14 protein-coding genes are annotated in these 13,794 nt (G+C 56.4%); 11 read left to right on the top strand and 3 right to left on the bottom strand.

Annotation, left to right across the window (positions count from 1 at the left end; translation table 11 throughout):
• The first annotated feature begins 9 nt into the window (after positions 1–9).
• The gene (ispD, locus tag ABRP31_RS20300; protein ID WP_349970281.1) at positions 10–723 is read left to right on the top strand and encodes a 2-C-methyl-D-erythritol 4-phosphate cytidylyltransferase; all 714 of its coding nucleotides are present in this window, start codon (positions 10–12) and stop codon (positions 721–723) included.
• 128 nt (positions 724–851) lie between these two features.
• Here the strand turns inward: ispD and ABRP31_RS20295 are convergent, their stop codons facing one another.
• Positions 852–1,745, bottom strand: a complete 894-nt coding sequence (locus tag ABRP31_RS20295) for a LysR substrate-binding domain-containing protein (RefSeq protein ID WP_349970280.1) — start codon at positions 1,743–1,745, stop codon at positions 852–854.
• Between the two features lie 106 nt (positions 1,746–1,851).
• Here ABRP31_RS20295 and ABRP31_RS20290 point away from each other — a divergent pair, with 106 nt between their 5' ends.
• The 8 genes from ABRP31_RS20290 (at position 1,852) to rpoS (ending at position 9,083) form a co-directional block, all read left to right on the top strand.
• Entirely contained in the window at positions 1,852–2,964 is a 1,113-nt protein-coding gene (locus tag ABRP31_RS20290) for an S-(hydroxymethyl)glutathione dehydrogenase/class III alcohol dehydrogenase (RefSeq protein ID WP_349970278.1), read from the top strand.
• A 98-nt stretch (positions 2,965–3,062) separates the two neighbouring features.
• Positions 3,063–3,908, top strand: coding sequence for an S-formylglutathione hydrolase (gene fghA, locus ABRP31_RS20285; RefSeq protein WP_349970276.1), 846 nt, complete (start codon positions 3,063–3,065; stop codon positions 3,906–3,908).
• A 53-nt stretch (positions 3,909–3,961) separates the two neighbouring features.
• On the top strand, positions 3,962–4,435 hold the full coding sequence (ispF, locus tag ABRP31_RS20280) for a 2-C-methyl-D-erythritol 2,4-cyclodiphosphate synthase (protein WP_087273945.1): 474 nt from the start codon (positions 3,962–3,964) through the stop codon (positions 4,433–4,435).
• The gene (gene truD / locus ABRP31_RS20275) at positions 4,432–5,490 is read left to right on the top strand and encodes a tRNA pseudouridine(13) synthase TruD (protein ID WP_087273947.1); all 1,059 of its coding nucleotides are present in this window, start codon (positions 4,432–4,434) and stop codon (positions 5,488–5,490) included. Before ispF ends, truD begins: the two co-directional genes overlap by 4 nt.
• Positions 5,478–6,227 (top strand): 5'/3'-nucleotidase SurE, encoded by a 750-nt coding sequence (gene surE, locus ABRP31_RS20270; protein WP_087273948.1) that lies wholly within the window; start codon positions 5,478–5,480, stop codon positions 6,225–6,227. The genes truD and surE overlap by 13 nt, the downstream gene beginning before the upstream one ends.
• Positions 6,228–6,268: 41 nt before the next feature.
• Positions 6,269–6,904 carry a protein-L-isoaspartate(D-aspartate) O-methyltransferase gene (locus ABRP31_RS20265; RefSeq protein ID WP_176469811.1) on the top strand — a complete coding sequence of 212 codons (636 nt, stop codon included), beginning with the start codon at positions 6,269–6,271 and terminating at the stop codon, positions 6,902–6,904.
• 194 nt (positions 6,905–7,098) lie between these two features.
• Positions 7,099–7,965, top strand: a complete 867-nt coding sequence (locus ABRP31_RS20260; RefSeq protein ID WP_349970274.1) for a peptidoglycan DD-metalloendopeptidase family protein — start codon at positions 7,099–7,101, stop codon at positions 7,963–7,965.
• Positions 7,966–8,066: 101 nt separating this feature from the next.
• On the top strand, positions 8,067–9,083 hold the full coding sequence (rpoS, locus tag ABRP31_RS20255; protein ID WP_087273954.1) for an RNA polymerase sigma factor RpoS: 1,017 nt from the start codon (positions 8,067–8,069) through the stop codon (positions 9,081–9,083).
• A 544-nt stretch (positions 9,084–9,627) separates the two neighbouring features.
• On the opposite strand, the gene fdxA is transcribed toward rpoS, so the two are convergent.
• Together fdxA and mutS are read right to left on the bottom strand one after the other, a co-directional pair.
• Complete coding sequence (fdxA, locus tag ABRP31_RS20250; RefSeq protein ID WP_087273956.1) at positions 9,628–9,951, bottom strand: ferredoxin FdxA; 324 nt, start codon at positions 9,949–9,951, stop codon at positions 9,628–9,630.
• A gap of 247 nt (positions 9,952–10,198) precedes the next feature.
• The gene (gene mutS, locus ABRP31_RS20245; protein WP_167384397.1) at positions 10,199–12,766 is read right to left on the bottom strand and encodes a DNA mismatch repair protein MutS; all 2,568 of its coding nucleotides are present in this window, start codon (positions 12,764–12,766) and stop codon (positions 10,199–10,201) included.
• 275 nt (positions 12,767–13,041) lie between these two features.
• Between mutS and ABRP31_RS20240 the strand changes: the two genes are divergently transcribed.
• Together ABRP31_RS20240 and ABRP31_RS20235 are read left to right on the top strand one after the other, a co-directional pair.
• Positions 13,042–13,173, top strand: a complete 132-nt coding sequence (locus tag ABRP31_RS20240) for a hypothetical protein (RefSeq protein ID WP_349970271.1) — start codon at positions 13,042–13,044, stop codon at positions 13,171–13,173.
• A 115-nt stretch (positions 13,174–13,288) separates the two neighbouring features.
• Positions 13,289–13,789, top strand: a complete 501-nt coding sequence (locus tag ABRP31_RS20235; RefSeq protein WP_349970269.1) for a CinA family protein — start codon at positions 13,289–13,291, stop codon at positions 13,787–13,789.
• The last annotated feature ends 5 nt before the right edge of the window (positions 13,790–13,794 follow it).

Genomic DNA, 13,794 nt, shown 5'->3' with positions numbered 1-13,794 from the left:
ACTGACCCTATGAACAAGAGCATCCTCCCAGCCTTCTGGGCAGTTATTCCTGCCGCGGGAGTTGGGTCCCGTATGGCCGCAGATCGTCCCAAGCAGTATCTGCAACTGGGCGGCCTGACAATTCTTGAACACAGCCTGCTTTGCTTTCTCGATCACCCCCGTCTAAAGGGACTGGTGATCAGTCTTGCTGTGGATGACCCTTACTGGCCGGCCCTGCCTTGTGCGCTGGATTCGCGCATCACGCGGGTTGCGGGTGGTAAGGAGCGTGCAGATTCGGTACTGAATGCGTTGCTGCATTTGCATGCGCAGGGTGCCGGTGATGAAGACTGGGTACTGGTCCACGACGCTGCGCGGCCTAATCTGGCGCGTTCGGACCTGGATAACCTGCTGAGTGAGCTGGCCGATGATCCGGTCGGCGGGCTCTTGGCGGTTCCCGCTCGCGATACGCTCAAGCGTGCAGGGGCTGATGGCCGGGTCACCGAAACGGTAGACCGCAGCCTGATTTGGCAAGCGTATACCCCGCAGATGTTCCGCTTGGGTGCGTTGCATCGAGCGCTGGCCGACGGCCTGGTTTCCGACGTTGCCATTACCGATGAAGCTTCTGCGATCGAATGGGCGGGGCAGTCGCCCAGATTGATCGAAGGGCGCTCAGACAATATCAAGGTCACTCGCCCTGAGGATCTTGAATGGTTGCGGCAGCGGCGTAGCGAGTTCAATCGCTGAGCTGACACCTTTGAAAAATCTGTAGGAACTCACAAGCACCGCGAGGCAGCGATAGCGGCATATCAGACACACCGCTATCGCTGCCTCGCGTTGCTCGTGAGCTACAGGGTTGGTATTAACTGTGCTACCTACCGATACTCATCCCGCATCGCCAACCCCTCCTTCAGATAATCCACCAGCTTGCGCACTTTTGGCGAAAGGTGTCGTTGTTGAGGGTATAGCGCCCAGACTGCTGTATTCGGCGGTTGATGAGCTTCCAGCAGGGAAACCAGCGCGCCACTGTTCAGATGGCTTAACACGTAATAATCCGGCAGCTGACATAGCCCCACGCCATGCAATGCAGCATCCAGCACCGCCTGCCCGCTGTTGCAACGCCAGTTACCCTGAACGCGCTGGGAAAACTCCCGTCCGTTTTGTTGAAGTAACCAGGTGTCACTGCTGCCGATCAGACAATTATGTCGGCTCAGCTCCGAGAGGCTGTGGGGACGGCCATATCGCTCCAGATAGGACGGCGATGCGCACAAGTACATCCGGCGCGGCGCGAGGCGGGTTGCGACCAGACGGGAATCCTGCAACCGGCCCAGCCTGATCGCCAGATCCAGCCCCTCATGCACCATGTCCAGCGTGTCATTGTTCAACTGGATCTCAACCCGGATCTGCGGATACAGATCCATGAAGCGTGTGACCAGAGGGGTGATGAACCGTTCGCCGTAAGCCACTGCACAGGTCATGCGTAACAGGCCTTTGGGCTCGCTGGTTAAATCGCCGACGGCACGCAGGGCTTCCTCGCGCCCATCCTGCAAACGCTGGCAATGGTGGAGAAACGTCTGACCCGCTTCTGTCAGGGCTACTCGCCGAGTGCTGCGATACAGCAGGCGTGTCTGCAAGCGTTCTTCGAGGCGAGCGATTTGTCGGCTGATGTGCGATGACGAAACGCCCATTCGTTCGGCTGCCGCTGTGAACTGGCCACACTCTGCCACCGCGACGAATTCATCTAGGCCTTCCCAGCGATTGGTGTACATTGATTATCCCTGCTCAGCAATAATGTTTTGCTTTTGACTGGATTATTAACCAATCGGCACTGCTTTACACTGCATCCATCGTTTTAACTTCGTTGGAGAAAGATTGATGATCAAGTCACGCGCTGCTGTTGCCTTTGCCCCCAACCAACCGCTGCAAATCCTTGAGGTCGACGTTGAAGCACCAAAAGCCGGTGAGGTATTGATCCGCACAGTCGCCTCCGGCGTTTGCCACACCGACGCCTACACCTTGTCCGGCGCCGACTCCGAAGGCGTTTTCCCATGCATTCTGGGTCACGAAGGTGGTGGTGTAGTTGAAGCCATTGGTGAAGGCGTTACGTCCTTGGCAGTGGGCGATCATGTGATCCCGCTGTACACCGCTGAATGCCGCGAGTGCAAGTTCTGCCTGTCGGGTAAAACCAACCTCTGTCAGAAAGTGCGTGCCACGCAGGGCAAGGGGTTGATGCCAGACGGCACCACCCGTTTCAGCTACAACGGCGAGCCGGTTTATCACTACATGGGCTGCTCGACGTTCTCCGAGTACACCGTGGTGCCGGAGATTTCCCTGGCAAAAATCCCTAAAGAAGCCCCGCTGGAAAAAGTCTGTCTGTTGGGCTGTGGCGTTACCACCGGCATCGGTGCTGTGCTTAATACCGCTAAAGTCGAGGAGGGTGCGACTGTCGCTATCTTCGGTCTGGGTGGTATCGGTCTGGCTGCAATCATTGGCGCAAAAATGGCCAAGGCCTCGCGCATCATTGCAATCGACATCAACCCTGCGAAGTTCGATGTGGCCCGTGAGCTAGGGGCGACTGACTTCATCAATCCCAAAGATCACGAAAAGCCGATTCAGGATGTAATCGTTGAATTGACTGACGGTGGTGTCGATTACAGCTTCGAATGTATCGGCAACGTCAACCTGATGCGTGCCGCGCTCGAGTGCTGCCACAAAGGTTGGGGCGAGTCGGTGATTATCGGTGTTGCCCCATCGGGTCAGGAAATCGCAACCCGTCCGTTTCAGTTGGTGACCGGTCGCGTCTGGCGCGGTTCGGCATTTGGCGGCGTTCGTGGTCGTACCGAGTTGCCAAGCTACGTCGAGAAGTCTCAGACCGGCGAAATCCCTCTGGATACCTTCATCACCCACACCATGGGTCTTGAAGACATCAACAAGGCGTTCGACCTGATGCACGAAGGCAAAAGCATCCGCACAGTCATTCATTTTTGAGAAGCAGCTTCAAGCTGCAAGCCATAAGCTGCAAGACGGCGTTCAGAGCCTTTCTTGTACCTTGTAACTTGTAGCTTGCTGCTGGGAGGCTACGACCCATGGCTCTTGAAAACATTTCCTGCCAGAAAAGCTTTGGCGGCTGGCACAAACGTTACAAGCATCATTCCGAAGTGCTTGGTTGCGACATGGTGTTTGCCGTTTACCTGCCGCCACAGGCAGAGCAGGGCGTTAAGTTACCAGTGCTGTACTGGCTCTCGGGCCTGACCTGCACTGATGAAAACTTCATGCAGAAGGCTGCGGCTCAACGTGTTGCGGCAGAGTTGGGTTTGATTATCGTTGCGCCCGACACAAGCCCGCGTGGCTCTGATGTCGCGGGCGATCCCGACGGTGCGTGGGATTTTGGCCTCGGTGCCGGATTCTATCTCAATGCGACCCAGGAGCCTTGGGCCAAGCATTACCGCATGCACGATTACGTGGTCAACGAGCTTCCTGCCTTGGTCGAAGAGCATTTCCCGGCTTCGCAGGCACGTGGCATCAGCGGGCACTCAATGGGCGGCCACGGCGCGCTGGTCTGCGCTTTGCGCAATCCGGGGCGCTACAAATCCGTTTCGGCTTTTTCGCCGATTACTAATCCCATGGATTGCCCTTGGGGTCAGAAAGCTTTTTCCCGTTATCTGGGGGAAGAGCGTTCACGCTGGCGGGAATGGGATGCCAGTGTGCTGATTGCCGATGCACGCGAGAAGTTGCCGATCCTGGTGGATCAGGGGGATCGTGATGATTTCCTCGCCAACCAGCTCAAGCCCGAGGCGCTGGTTCAGGCGGCGAAGGCGGCAGGCCATCCTCTGACACTGCGCATGCAGCCGGGTTACGACCACAGCTATTTCTTCATCGCCAGCTTCATAGAAGATCACCTTCGGCATCATGGCGACGCGTTGAACAGCTAAGCGTCGACAAAGTAGGTAGAATCACGCCCTGACTTTTTTCAGGGCGTTTTTTTATGCGTATTGGCCATGGCTACGATGTGCACCGTTTCGCTGAAGGCGATTTCATCACCTTGGGTGGCGTTCGCATTGCGCACCGGTTCGGCCTGCTCGCCCACTCCGATGGTGATGTGTTGCTGCACGCTTTGAGCGATGCACTGCTTGGCGCTGCTGCACTGGGTGATATCGGTAAACATTTTCCGGACACCGATCCGCAATTCAAAGGTGCTGACAGCCGCGCATTGCTGCGCCACGTCCTGACTCTGGTACAGAGCAAGGGCTGGAAAGTCGGCAATGTGGACGCAACCATTGTCGCTCAGGCACCGAAAATGGCCCCTCATATCGAATCCATGCGCGCATTGATTGCCGAGGATCTTCAAGTCGAGCTCGATCAAGTGAACGTCAAGGCAACCACCACTGAAAAGCTTGGTTTCACCGGCCGTGAAGAAGGCATCGCCGTTCACGCCGTTGCGCTGTTGCTGTCCGCATGACCGAATCAGAACTGCTGGGCCCGCAAGCTTATGGCCCGCCGCTGGGTAGCGCGGTGCTCAAGGCGACTGCCGAGGATTTTCAGGTCGACGAAGTGCTGGATATCCCGCTCTCCGGCGATGGCGAGCATTTATGGTTATGGGTCGAGAAACGCGGCCTCAACACCGAAGAAGCCGCCCGTCGTCTGGCGCGTGCCGCTGGTGTGCAGCTCAGGACTGTCAGCTACGCGGGCCTGAAGGATCGGCAGGCGCTGACTCGTCAGTGGTTTAGCATCCAGTTGCCGGGCAAGGCCGATCCTGATCTGAGTTCGGCTGAAAACGAAACCCTGAAAATCCTTCAAAGCTCTCGCCACAAGCGCAAGCTTCAGCGCGGCGCCCATGCTGCAAATGGTTTCACGTTGCGCCTGACCCAGTTGAGCGTCGACAAAGACGCGCTCAATGCGCGGCTTGAGGCAATTGCCAAGGCCGGTATTCCTAATTACTTCGGTGCCCAGCGCTTTGGCTACCAAGGCGGAAATCTGGGTGAGGCGCGTGATTACGCTGCTCGTCAGGCATTACCGGAGCAACGTGCAGTGCGTTCCCGGCTGTTATCGACGGCCCGTAGCTACCTCTTCAATCAGGTCCTGGCGGCGCGTGTTGCTGATGGTTCCTGGCAGGTGGCGCAGGTCGGTGACTTGCTGGCATTCACCGACAGCCGCAGTTTTTTTCCGGCGGGCGTCGATGAATGCAATGACCCTCGGCTGGCGATTCTCGATCTGCATCCGACCGGCCCGCAATGGGGAGAAGGCCTATCGCCAGCCTCCGGAGCCACGGCGACACTGGAAAACGACGTGGCCAATCGCGAGTCGGCATTGCGCGACTGGCTCACAAGAGCGGGAATGGAGCACGAACGACGCATCCTGCGACTGCCCATTGGCCGGTTGACGTGGCATTATCCCGAGCCTGACATTCTGCAACTGGAATTCGTCCTTCCGCCCGGATGCTTCGCCACTGTACTGGTGCGCGAACTTGTTGATCTGGCCCCGGTTGGGCAGACGGACAGCTCATGCGTATTCTGATTTCTAACGATGATGGGGTCGCCGCACCCGGTCTCGCTGCGTTGTATGCGGCGCTGGCCGATTACAGCGAATGCGTGGTGATCGCCCCCGACCAAGACAAAAGCGGCGCCAGCAGCTCGCTGACGCTCGACCGGCCTTTGCATCCCCATGCTCTGGCGAACGGTTTCATCAGCGTCAACGGTACGCCAACCGACTGTGTACATCTGGGCCTGAACGGGTTGCTGGAAGTGCAACCGGACATGGTCGTGTCGGGTATTAATCTGGGCGCTAACCTGGGGGACGATGTTCTGTATTCCGGGACTGTGGCTGCAGCCCTTGAGGGACGATTCCTGGAAAGGCCTTCATTTGCCTTCTCATTCCTGTCACGTCAGCCGGATAACCTGGCGACTGCTGCGCATTACGCGCGACTGTTGGTGGAAGCTCATGAGCAGCTTGATTTGCCGCCGCGCACCGTCTTGAACGTAAACATTCCCAATCTGCCCCTCGATCATATTCGGGGCATTCAATTGACCCGTCTTGGTCATAGGGCACGAGCTGCAGCGCCGATCAAAGTCGTCGACCCACGGGGTCGTGCCGGCTACTGGATTGCAGCTGCCGGTGACGCAGAGGACGGCGGTGCCGGCACGGATTTTCATGCAGTGATGCAGGGGTACGTTTCTGTAACCCCCTTGCAGCTTGATCGTACTTACCAGGACGGGTTCGCTAGCCTGAACAAATGGCTGGAGGGCCTTCTTTGATGTCGCGCGAGCAAGATGATCTGTTACGTCGTGGAATCGGGATGACTTCTCAGCGGACTCGCGAGCGTCTGATTCAACGTCTCTACGATGAAGGGCTGTCCAACGCCCAAGTGCTGGAAGTCATTCGCAAGACACCGCGGCATCTGTTTGTCGATGAGGCCCTGGCTCATCGAGCCTATGAAGATACCGCGCTGCCGATCGGTCATAACCAGACGATTTCCCAGCCCTACATGGTCGCGCGCATGAGCGAGCTGCTGCTGGCGGCAGGCCCGTTGGACAAGGTGTTGGAGATCGGTACCGGTTCCGGTTACCAGACCGCTGTACTGGCTCAACTGGTTGAGCGTGTTTTTTCGGTAGAGCGCATCAAGGTTCTGCAGGATCGCGCCAAGGAGCGTCTGGTCGAGCTGAACCTGCGCAACGTGGTATTTCGCTGGGGTGATGGTTGGGAAGGCTGGCCGGCACTTGCCCCCTATAACGGGATTATCGTGACCGCAGTGGCAACCGACGTGCCGCAGGCTTTGCTTGATCAGCTTGCACCTGGGGGGCGTTTAGTGATCCCGGTGGGTTCCGGCGAAGTGCAGCAGTTAATGCTGATCGTGCGCGAGGAAAACGGGTTCTCTCGTCATGTGCTGGGTGCTGTACGTTTTGTACCATTATTAAATGGTCCGCTGGCTTGAGAGAATAACCCACTGAATTCTGGTTGAAGCCATCTGTCTATCTCATGGCATCAAGAGCCAATAACGGGGAATGACCCTGTGAAGTGGCTAACCTGACCGCACAATTGGATTCAGCGCAGTTAAGCAGTAGCTGCCAGCCGTTATTACGGCACAATAGGCATCTTTAATTCAGTCACCAGTAAAGGGAGTGGCGGGTGAGTCGCACAGTCATTCGGCAGCGTAGTTTTTCAACAAGTTTTCAGCGGCTGGTGATTGGCATTGCGCTCAGTGTCCTCTTGGTCGGGTGCTCCAGCTCTCCCTCCGGTGGCGTGCGTGTCGTCGACCGTAACAATAATGCCGCGCCTCAACGCCCGACTGTGACCACCGGGCAATATGTCGTCCGTCGGGGCGATACGCTTTTTTCTATTGCCTTTCGTTACGGCTGGGATTACAAGGCGCTGGCGGCGCGTAATCAGATTCCTGAACCCTACACGATTCGTCCGGGTCAGACGATTCGCTTTGACGGGCGTTCAAATTCAACATCGTCAGCTGTTGCAACTGCACCTGGTGCGGTTCGCCCACCTGTGGCATCGACCACGACGTCGACGACAACCAGTCCTTCCGGCTCGGTCAAAACCACGGTCATTTCCAAGCCTGTCACGGCTGTTCCTCCTCCAGCGAGCGACTCGACGGGGCCTGCAGGGCCCTCTCCGAAGGGCTGGACATGGCCGTCTAATGGCGTTTTGATCGGGAAATTTTCTTCAAACGGTAGTTTGAATAAAGGCATTGATATCGCTGGGGATTTGGGACAGCCTGTTTTAGCTGCGTCTGATGGGTCAGTTGTCTACGCCGGGAGTGGGTTGCGGGGCTACGGCGAATTAGTCATCATCAAACACAGCGATACCTACGTCAGTGCTTACGGCCACAACCGTAGGCTGTTGGTACGGGAGGGGCAACAGGTCAAGGCAGGGCAGACGATTGCCGAGATGGGGTCAACGGGAACTGACCGGGTGAAGCTGCATTTTGAGATTCGCCGCCAAGGTAAACCTGTAGATCCACTGCAATTCCTGCCACGTCGTTGATTGTTGCCAGCCTGTTCCTAGCGTAGAGGGACAGGCTCAAGCGTTGCCATGGAATTGGCGTCGCTGGAGCTTGAGGTCGAACTCACCAAAGGACTATAACAATGGCTCTCAGTAAAGAAGCGCCGGAGTTTGACATCGACGATGAGGTTCTCCTTATGGAAGCCGGCATCGTTCTGGAATCGGAGCATGAAGCAGACGAGAAGCAGACCCTTGCTACTACTGCGCCCCGTTCCAGAGCAAAAAACTCCACAACGCTCAAGCAACACAAATATATCGACTACACCCGGGCGCTTGATGCGACCCAGTTGTACCTCAATGAAATCGGCTTTTCCCCGCTGCTTTCTCCGGAAGAAGAAGTCCATTTTGCGAGACTCTCGCAAAAAGGTGATCCGGCTGGGCGCAAGCGCATGATTGAAAGTAACTTGCGGCTGGTGGTGAAAATTGCCAGGCGCTATGTCAATCGTGGGTTGTCATTGCTGGACCTGATCGAAGAGGGCAACCTCGGGCTTATCAGAGCAGTCGAAAAATTCGATCCGGAACGGGGGTTCCGTTTCTCAACTTACGCGACATGGTGGATTCGTCAGACCATCGAGCGTGCGATCATGAATCAGACCCGTACCATTCGGTTGCCGATTCATGTCGTCAAAGAACTCAATGTCTATTTGCGGGCCGCCCGCGAACTGACACAAAAACTCGATCACGAGCCCTCTCCTGAAGAAATCGCCAACTTGCTTGAAAAGCCAGTGGGTGAGGTCAAGCGTATGCTGGGCCTGAATGAGCGGGTTTCCTCTGTCGATGTTTCGCTTGGTCCGGACTCTGACAAAACTCTGCTCGATACGCTGACTGATGACCGTCCAACGGATCCTTGCGAGTTGCTGCAGGACGATGATCTTTCCCAAAGCATCGACCAATGGCTCTCTGAGCTGACCGACAAGCAGAGAGAGGTCGTGATACGGCGTTTCGGCTTGCGCGGGCATGAGAGCAGCACGCTGGAGGACGTAGGGCTGGAAATTGGCCTTACCCGTGAGCGTGTCAGGCAGATTCAGGTCGAGGGTCTCAAGCGTCTGCGGGAAATCCTTGAGAAAAATGGCTTGTCTAGCGAGTCATTGTTTCAATGATGTGAATAGACATAAAGATAAACACTGAGTTTATCTTCGCTCATAAAAAACACTCCGCTCAGGGGTGTTTTTTATGGGTGAGGATAAATGGCGCGCGATTAAATTTTCATGGTATTTACGTGAGTTATTCGGATTCTTTCAACGTAAGTCATTACTTACGCTGTGTGTAAGATTTCGAGAAATACATTGCACAACATTGACCATAGTAGTTGTAGTAACGATCTAACTTTATGAATTTAAAGGATTTTATTATTTATTTTTTATGGTGTGGAAAATTTTGAAAGGTTTTGCCTACTTGCCCTTATCCGAGAACTCACTACTATCAGAACTGTGCCCACGGATGGGCACAGGCCGTCAAGGAAGACAGTCAAGGACATCGCAGGACGCGATTCATCAGGATGATGAAAGGGATTAAAAGGATTAGGGAAAAATGTGGGCGGGTCATACCGCCCCTTTTTTTCGTCTGAAGAAAAGTGCGGTCCACGCCAAACGCCGCGCACAAAAAAAGCCCCATGAAGGGGCCTTCTTCAACAGCCGGGAATTCTTAGCGTTCCAGGTCTGCGATCTTACCGGTTTTACCATCCCACTCGGCTGCGTCGGGCAGCGCGTCTTTTTTCTCGGTGATATTCGGCCAGACATCCGCGAGCTCGGCGTTGAGCTCGATGAAGTTTTCCATTCCGGCAGGAATCTCATCTTCCGAGAAAATGGCCTGGGCGGGGCACTCAGGCTCGCAAAGCGCACAGTCGATGCACTCATCCGGGTGAATCACCAGGAAGTTCGGGCCTTCGTAGAAGCAGTCCACCGGACAGACTTCTACACAGTCGGTGTATTTGCACTTGATGCAGTTGTCGGTGACGACGAAGGTCATTTCTAATTCTCTCCTCAGGCGGCGACAGCAGAGCCCTTCGGTTTAGGGTTGCCAGGTTCGGGATTCCCCCGCGCCGTGTGAAACACATGCATTAGGTAAACGGCGCTGAATGCAGATCGACTGCACGGCACGGCGTTCGACCCTGGGTTCGCTACGTCTCACGCGGCTCGGTTCAGCTGCTCAGCCAGGCTAAAAGCTGTCAGCGTCTCAAACCGCGCGGGATTCTAACAGCTTGTTACGGTTCTCGTTAGATGCGAGTTTGCAGTGCATATAACAACTCTAATGCCTGACGAGGCGTGACATCGTCGAGTTTTGCTCTGGAAAGCTCTTCAAGCACCGGATGCGGCAGGCTGGCGAACATGTCGCTTTGCATGGGCGCAGCCGGTTTACCTGCCTTGGGACGAGGCTGTTCGTGGGGCAGGCTGGTGGTCTCCAGCCGGTGTAGATGCTCTTTCGCCCGGGCTATGACGTTGGCTGGAACCCCCGCCAACTGGGCCACGGCCAGGCCATAGCTCTGACTGGCCGGGCCAGGCAGCACCCGATGCAGGAACACGATTCGCTCGTTGTGCTCCGTTGCATTGAGGTGCACGTTGGCGACCAGCGGTTCGCTTTCGGGCAGCACTGTCAGCTCGAAATAGTGCGTGGCGAACAGCGTATAGGCGCGCAGTTGGGCGAGACATTCTGCCGCAGCCCAGGCCAGTGACAGACCGTCAAAAGTGCTGGTGCCGCGTCCGACCTCATCCATCAACACCAGACTGCGATCGGTGGCGTTGTGCAGGATATTGGCTGTTTCGCTCATCTCCACCATAAAGGTCGAACGTCCCCCGGCCAGGTCATCGCTGGAACCGATACGGGTGAAAATCCGGTCAACCAGCGATAACTCACAACTTGCCGCCGGCACGAAACTGCCGATATGAGCCAGCAATACGATCAACGCGGTCTGGCGCATGTAGGTGGACTTACCGCCCATGTTCGGGCCGGTGATGACCAGCATGCGAGTCTTGTCATCCAGATCAAGATCGTTGGCCACGAAGGGCGAGGTCAGGACCTGTTCTACCACCGGGTGACGGCCTTGATCGATACGCATGCAAGGTTCATCGACGAACTTGGGGCAATTCAGATCAAGATTCAGGGCGCGTTCGGCCAGGTTGCTCAATACGTCTAGCTCGGCCAGTGCCGAAGCGGTGTCCTGCAAAGGTGCGAGATGACCAATCAGGTCTTCAAGCAATGCTTCGTACAACATTTTTTCCCGAGCCAGCGCACGGCTTTTCGCTGACAGCGCCTTGTCTTCGAATTCTTTCAGTTCGGGAGTGATAAAGCGCTCGGCGCCTTTCAGCGTCTGCCGACGGATGTAATCCGCAGGCGCCTGCTCGGCCTGCTTGCTTGGCAGCTCGATGAAATAACCGTGAATACGGTTGTAGCCGACTTTCAAATGCGCCAATCCGGTACGCGCTTTTTCGCGGGCCTCAAGATCAATCAGGAACTGCCCGGCGTTTTCACTCAGCGATTGCAGTTCGTCCAGCTCGGCGTCGTAACCGGTCTTCAAAACACCGCCATCGCGGATCACCGCTGGCGGGTTGTCAATAACGGCTCGTTGTAGCAGGTCGGCCAGTTCGGGATACACACCGGTGGTCTGCGCCAGCTGTTGCAGATGTGGCGTTTCAAGCTCGGTCATTGCCACTTGCAGTTCCGGCAAAGCGCTCAATGCGTCGCGCAAGCGGGCCAGATCCCGTGGTCGGGCGTTGCGCAGGCCGATGCGGGCAAGAATTCGTTCGATGTCGCCGATTTCTTTCAGTTGCGGTTGCAGATTCTCGAAGCGATAACGTTCCAGCAGGCACGTAATCGATGATTGGCGGGCCTTGAGAATCGACAGGTCGCGCAGGGGGCGATTCAGCCAGCGAGTCAGCAGGCGCGTGCCCATGGCGGTCTGGCAGCGGTCAACGACCGATTGCAGGGTGTTGTCGCGGCCACCGGCAAGATTGGTGTCCAGTTCAAGATTGCGTCGCGTCGCGCCATCGAGGATGACTGTGTCATCAAGACGTTCGTGTCGCAGGCTGCGCAGGTGCGGCAGGGCAGTGCGCTGGGTTTCCTTGGCGTAGCCCAGCAAACAGCCTGCCGCGCCAATGGCGAGGGTCAGGTTCTCGCAGCCAAAACCTTTCAGGTCTTGCGTGGAGAATTGCTGGCAAAGGCTTTTCAGGGCCGAGTCGCGCTCGAAATCCCATGGTGCACGACGGCGCGCGCCGCGGCGTTTCTCCGCAGGAAGGCCCTGTGGCCAGTCATCCGGGATTAGCAGCTCCACGGGATTGATCCGCTCAAGTTCGGCCAGCAGGTTTTCCCAGCCCTTGATTTCCAGCACGCTGAAATTACCACTGGTGATGTCCATCACCGCGAGGCCAAACAGGCGTTCGTCACCCAGAACGGCTGCGATCAGATTGTCGCGACGCTCGTCGAGCAAGGCTTCATCGCTGACGGTGCCGGGGGTGATGATGCGCACCACCTGGCGGTCTACCGGGCCTTTGCTGGTCGCCGGATCGCCGACCTGTTCGCAGATGACAACGGATTCACCGAGCTTCACCAGCTTGGCCAGATAGCCCTCAGCGGCGTGATACGGAATGCCGCACATGGGAATACTTTGACCGGCGGACTGGCCCCGAGCTGTCAGGGTGATGTCCAGCAATTTGGCGGCTTTCTTCGCGTCTTCGTAAAAGATTTCGTAGAAGTCGCCCATGCGATAGAACATCAACTGGTCAGGATGCTGATTCTTCAGCCGCCAGTACTGTTGCATCATCGGAGTATGTGAAGAGAGATCGGAAATTGCTTTATTCATCAGTTAGTTAGGCAAGTTCGTGAGAAAGATGGGGCAAATTCGGAGGCGTGCCTGCCACCCCCTTGGGGCTAACAGGTCGGTAAATCCGTACGTTTTGCGATGGGCACAAGATTAACACGCGAGGCTTCGTGACGCAGGTCCGCTGCGAGACGGCTTATTCGTCACGGCGCGTTTCCATGCGCCCACAGATTTGAAATCACTGTATAGACTTTGCTGCGTCGCCTCTCAATCCTGAGCAGGCATTTATAAAAAAGGAATTTTATATGGCTAACAAACGTGGAAGAGATTCGGAAACCGGGCGGTTCATTCCCATCGAAGAAGCTCGTCGTCGCCCCAGGGAGACGACCGTCGAAACCATCAAGAAACCGCACTGCCCGAAATCCACAGCCAAATGATTAATCAAAGGGGCGGCCGCAATCCGACCGCTCCTGCTTGCAGCATCAACGCGGTCGTGTACGGTGACGGTTTGTCTGGCTTCCTGTTACCTGCCTTTCTATAAGGAAAAGCATCTTGGATGAAATCACCCGGCTTGCCGCGACCCTTGGCAAGCAACTGCAATCAATCAACGCTCAGGTGACTACCGCCGAATCCTGTACAGGCGGCGGAATTGCCGAGGCGATTACCCGCATACCCGGTAGCTCTGCCTGGTTTGAGGCCGGCTATGTCACGTACTCCAATCACCAGAAAACCCTTCAGTTGCAAGTCCCGGCTGAGTTTTTTGCTCGTGTCGGGGCGGTCAGTGAAGAGGTGGTGCGCGCCATGGTGTCGGGTTCCCAGCGTCATAGCGGAGCACGGTTTGCCGTGGCGGTCAGTGGTGTCGCCGGGCCGGATGGCGGGTCGGTCGATAAACCGGTTGGCACTGTCTGGCTGTGTTGGGGGGTAGGTGAAAAGTTGATTTCCCGGCGCGAGCAGTTCGCCGGAGACCGTGACGAGGTGCGCCGACAAACGGTGAAAGCCGCGCTAGAGGGGCTCATCCTGCTTGCTGATGCAGAAATACCAACTCAGGGGTAGGCGCG

Origin of the sequence: Pseudomonas caspiana, from assembly GCF_040224095.2 — a bacterium.
Classification (GTDB): domain Bacteria; phylum Pseudomonadota; class Gammaproteobacteria; order Pseudomonadales; family Pseudomonadaceae; genus Aquipseudomonas; species Aquipseudomonas caspiana.
This window is presented reverse-complemented; position numbering and strand designations above follow the sequence as displayed.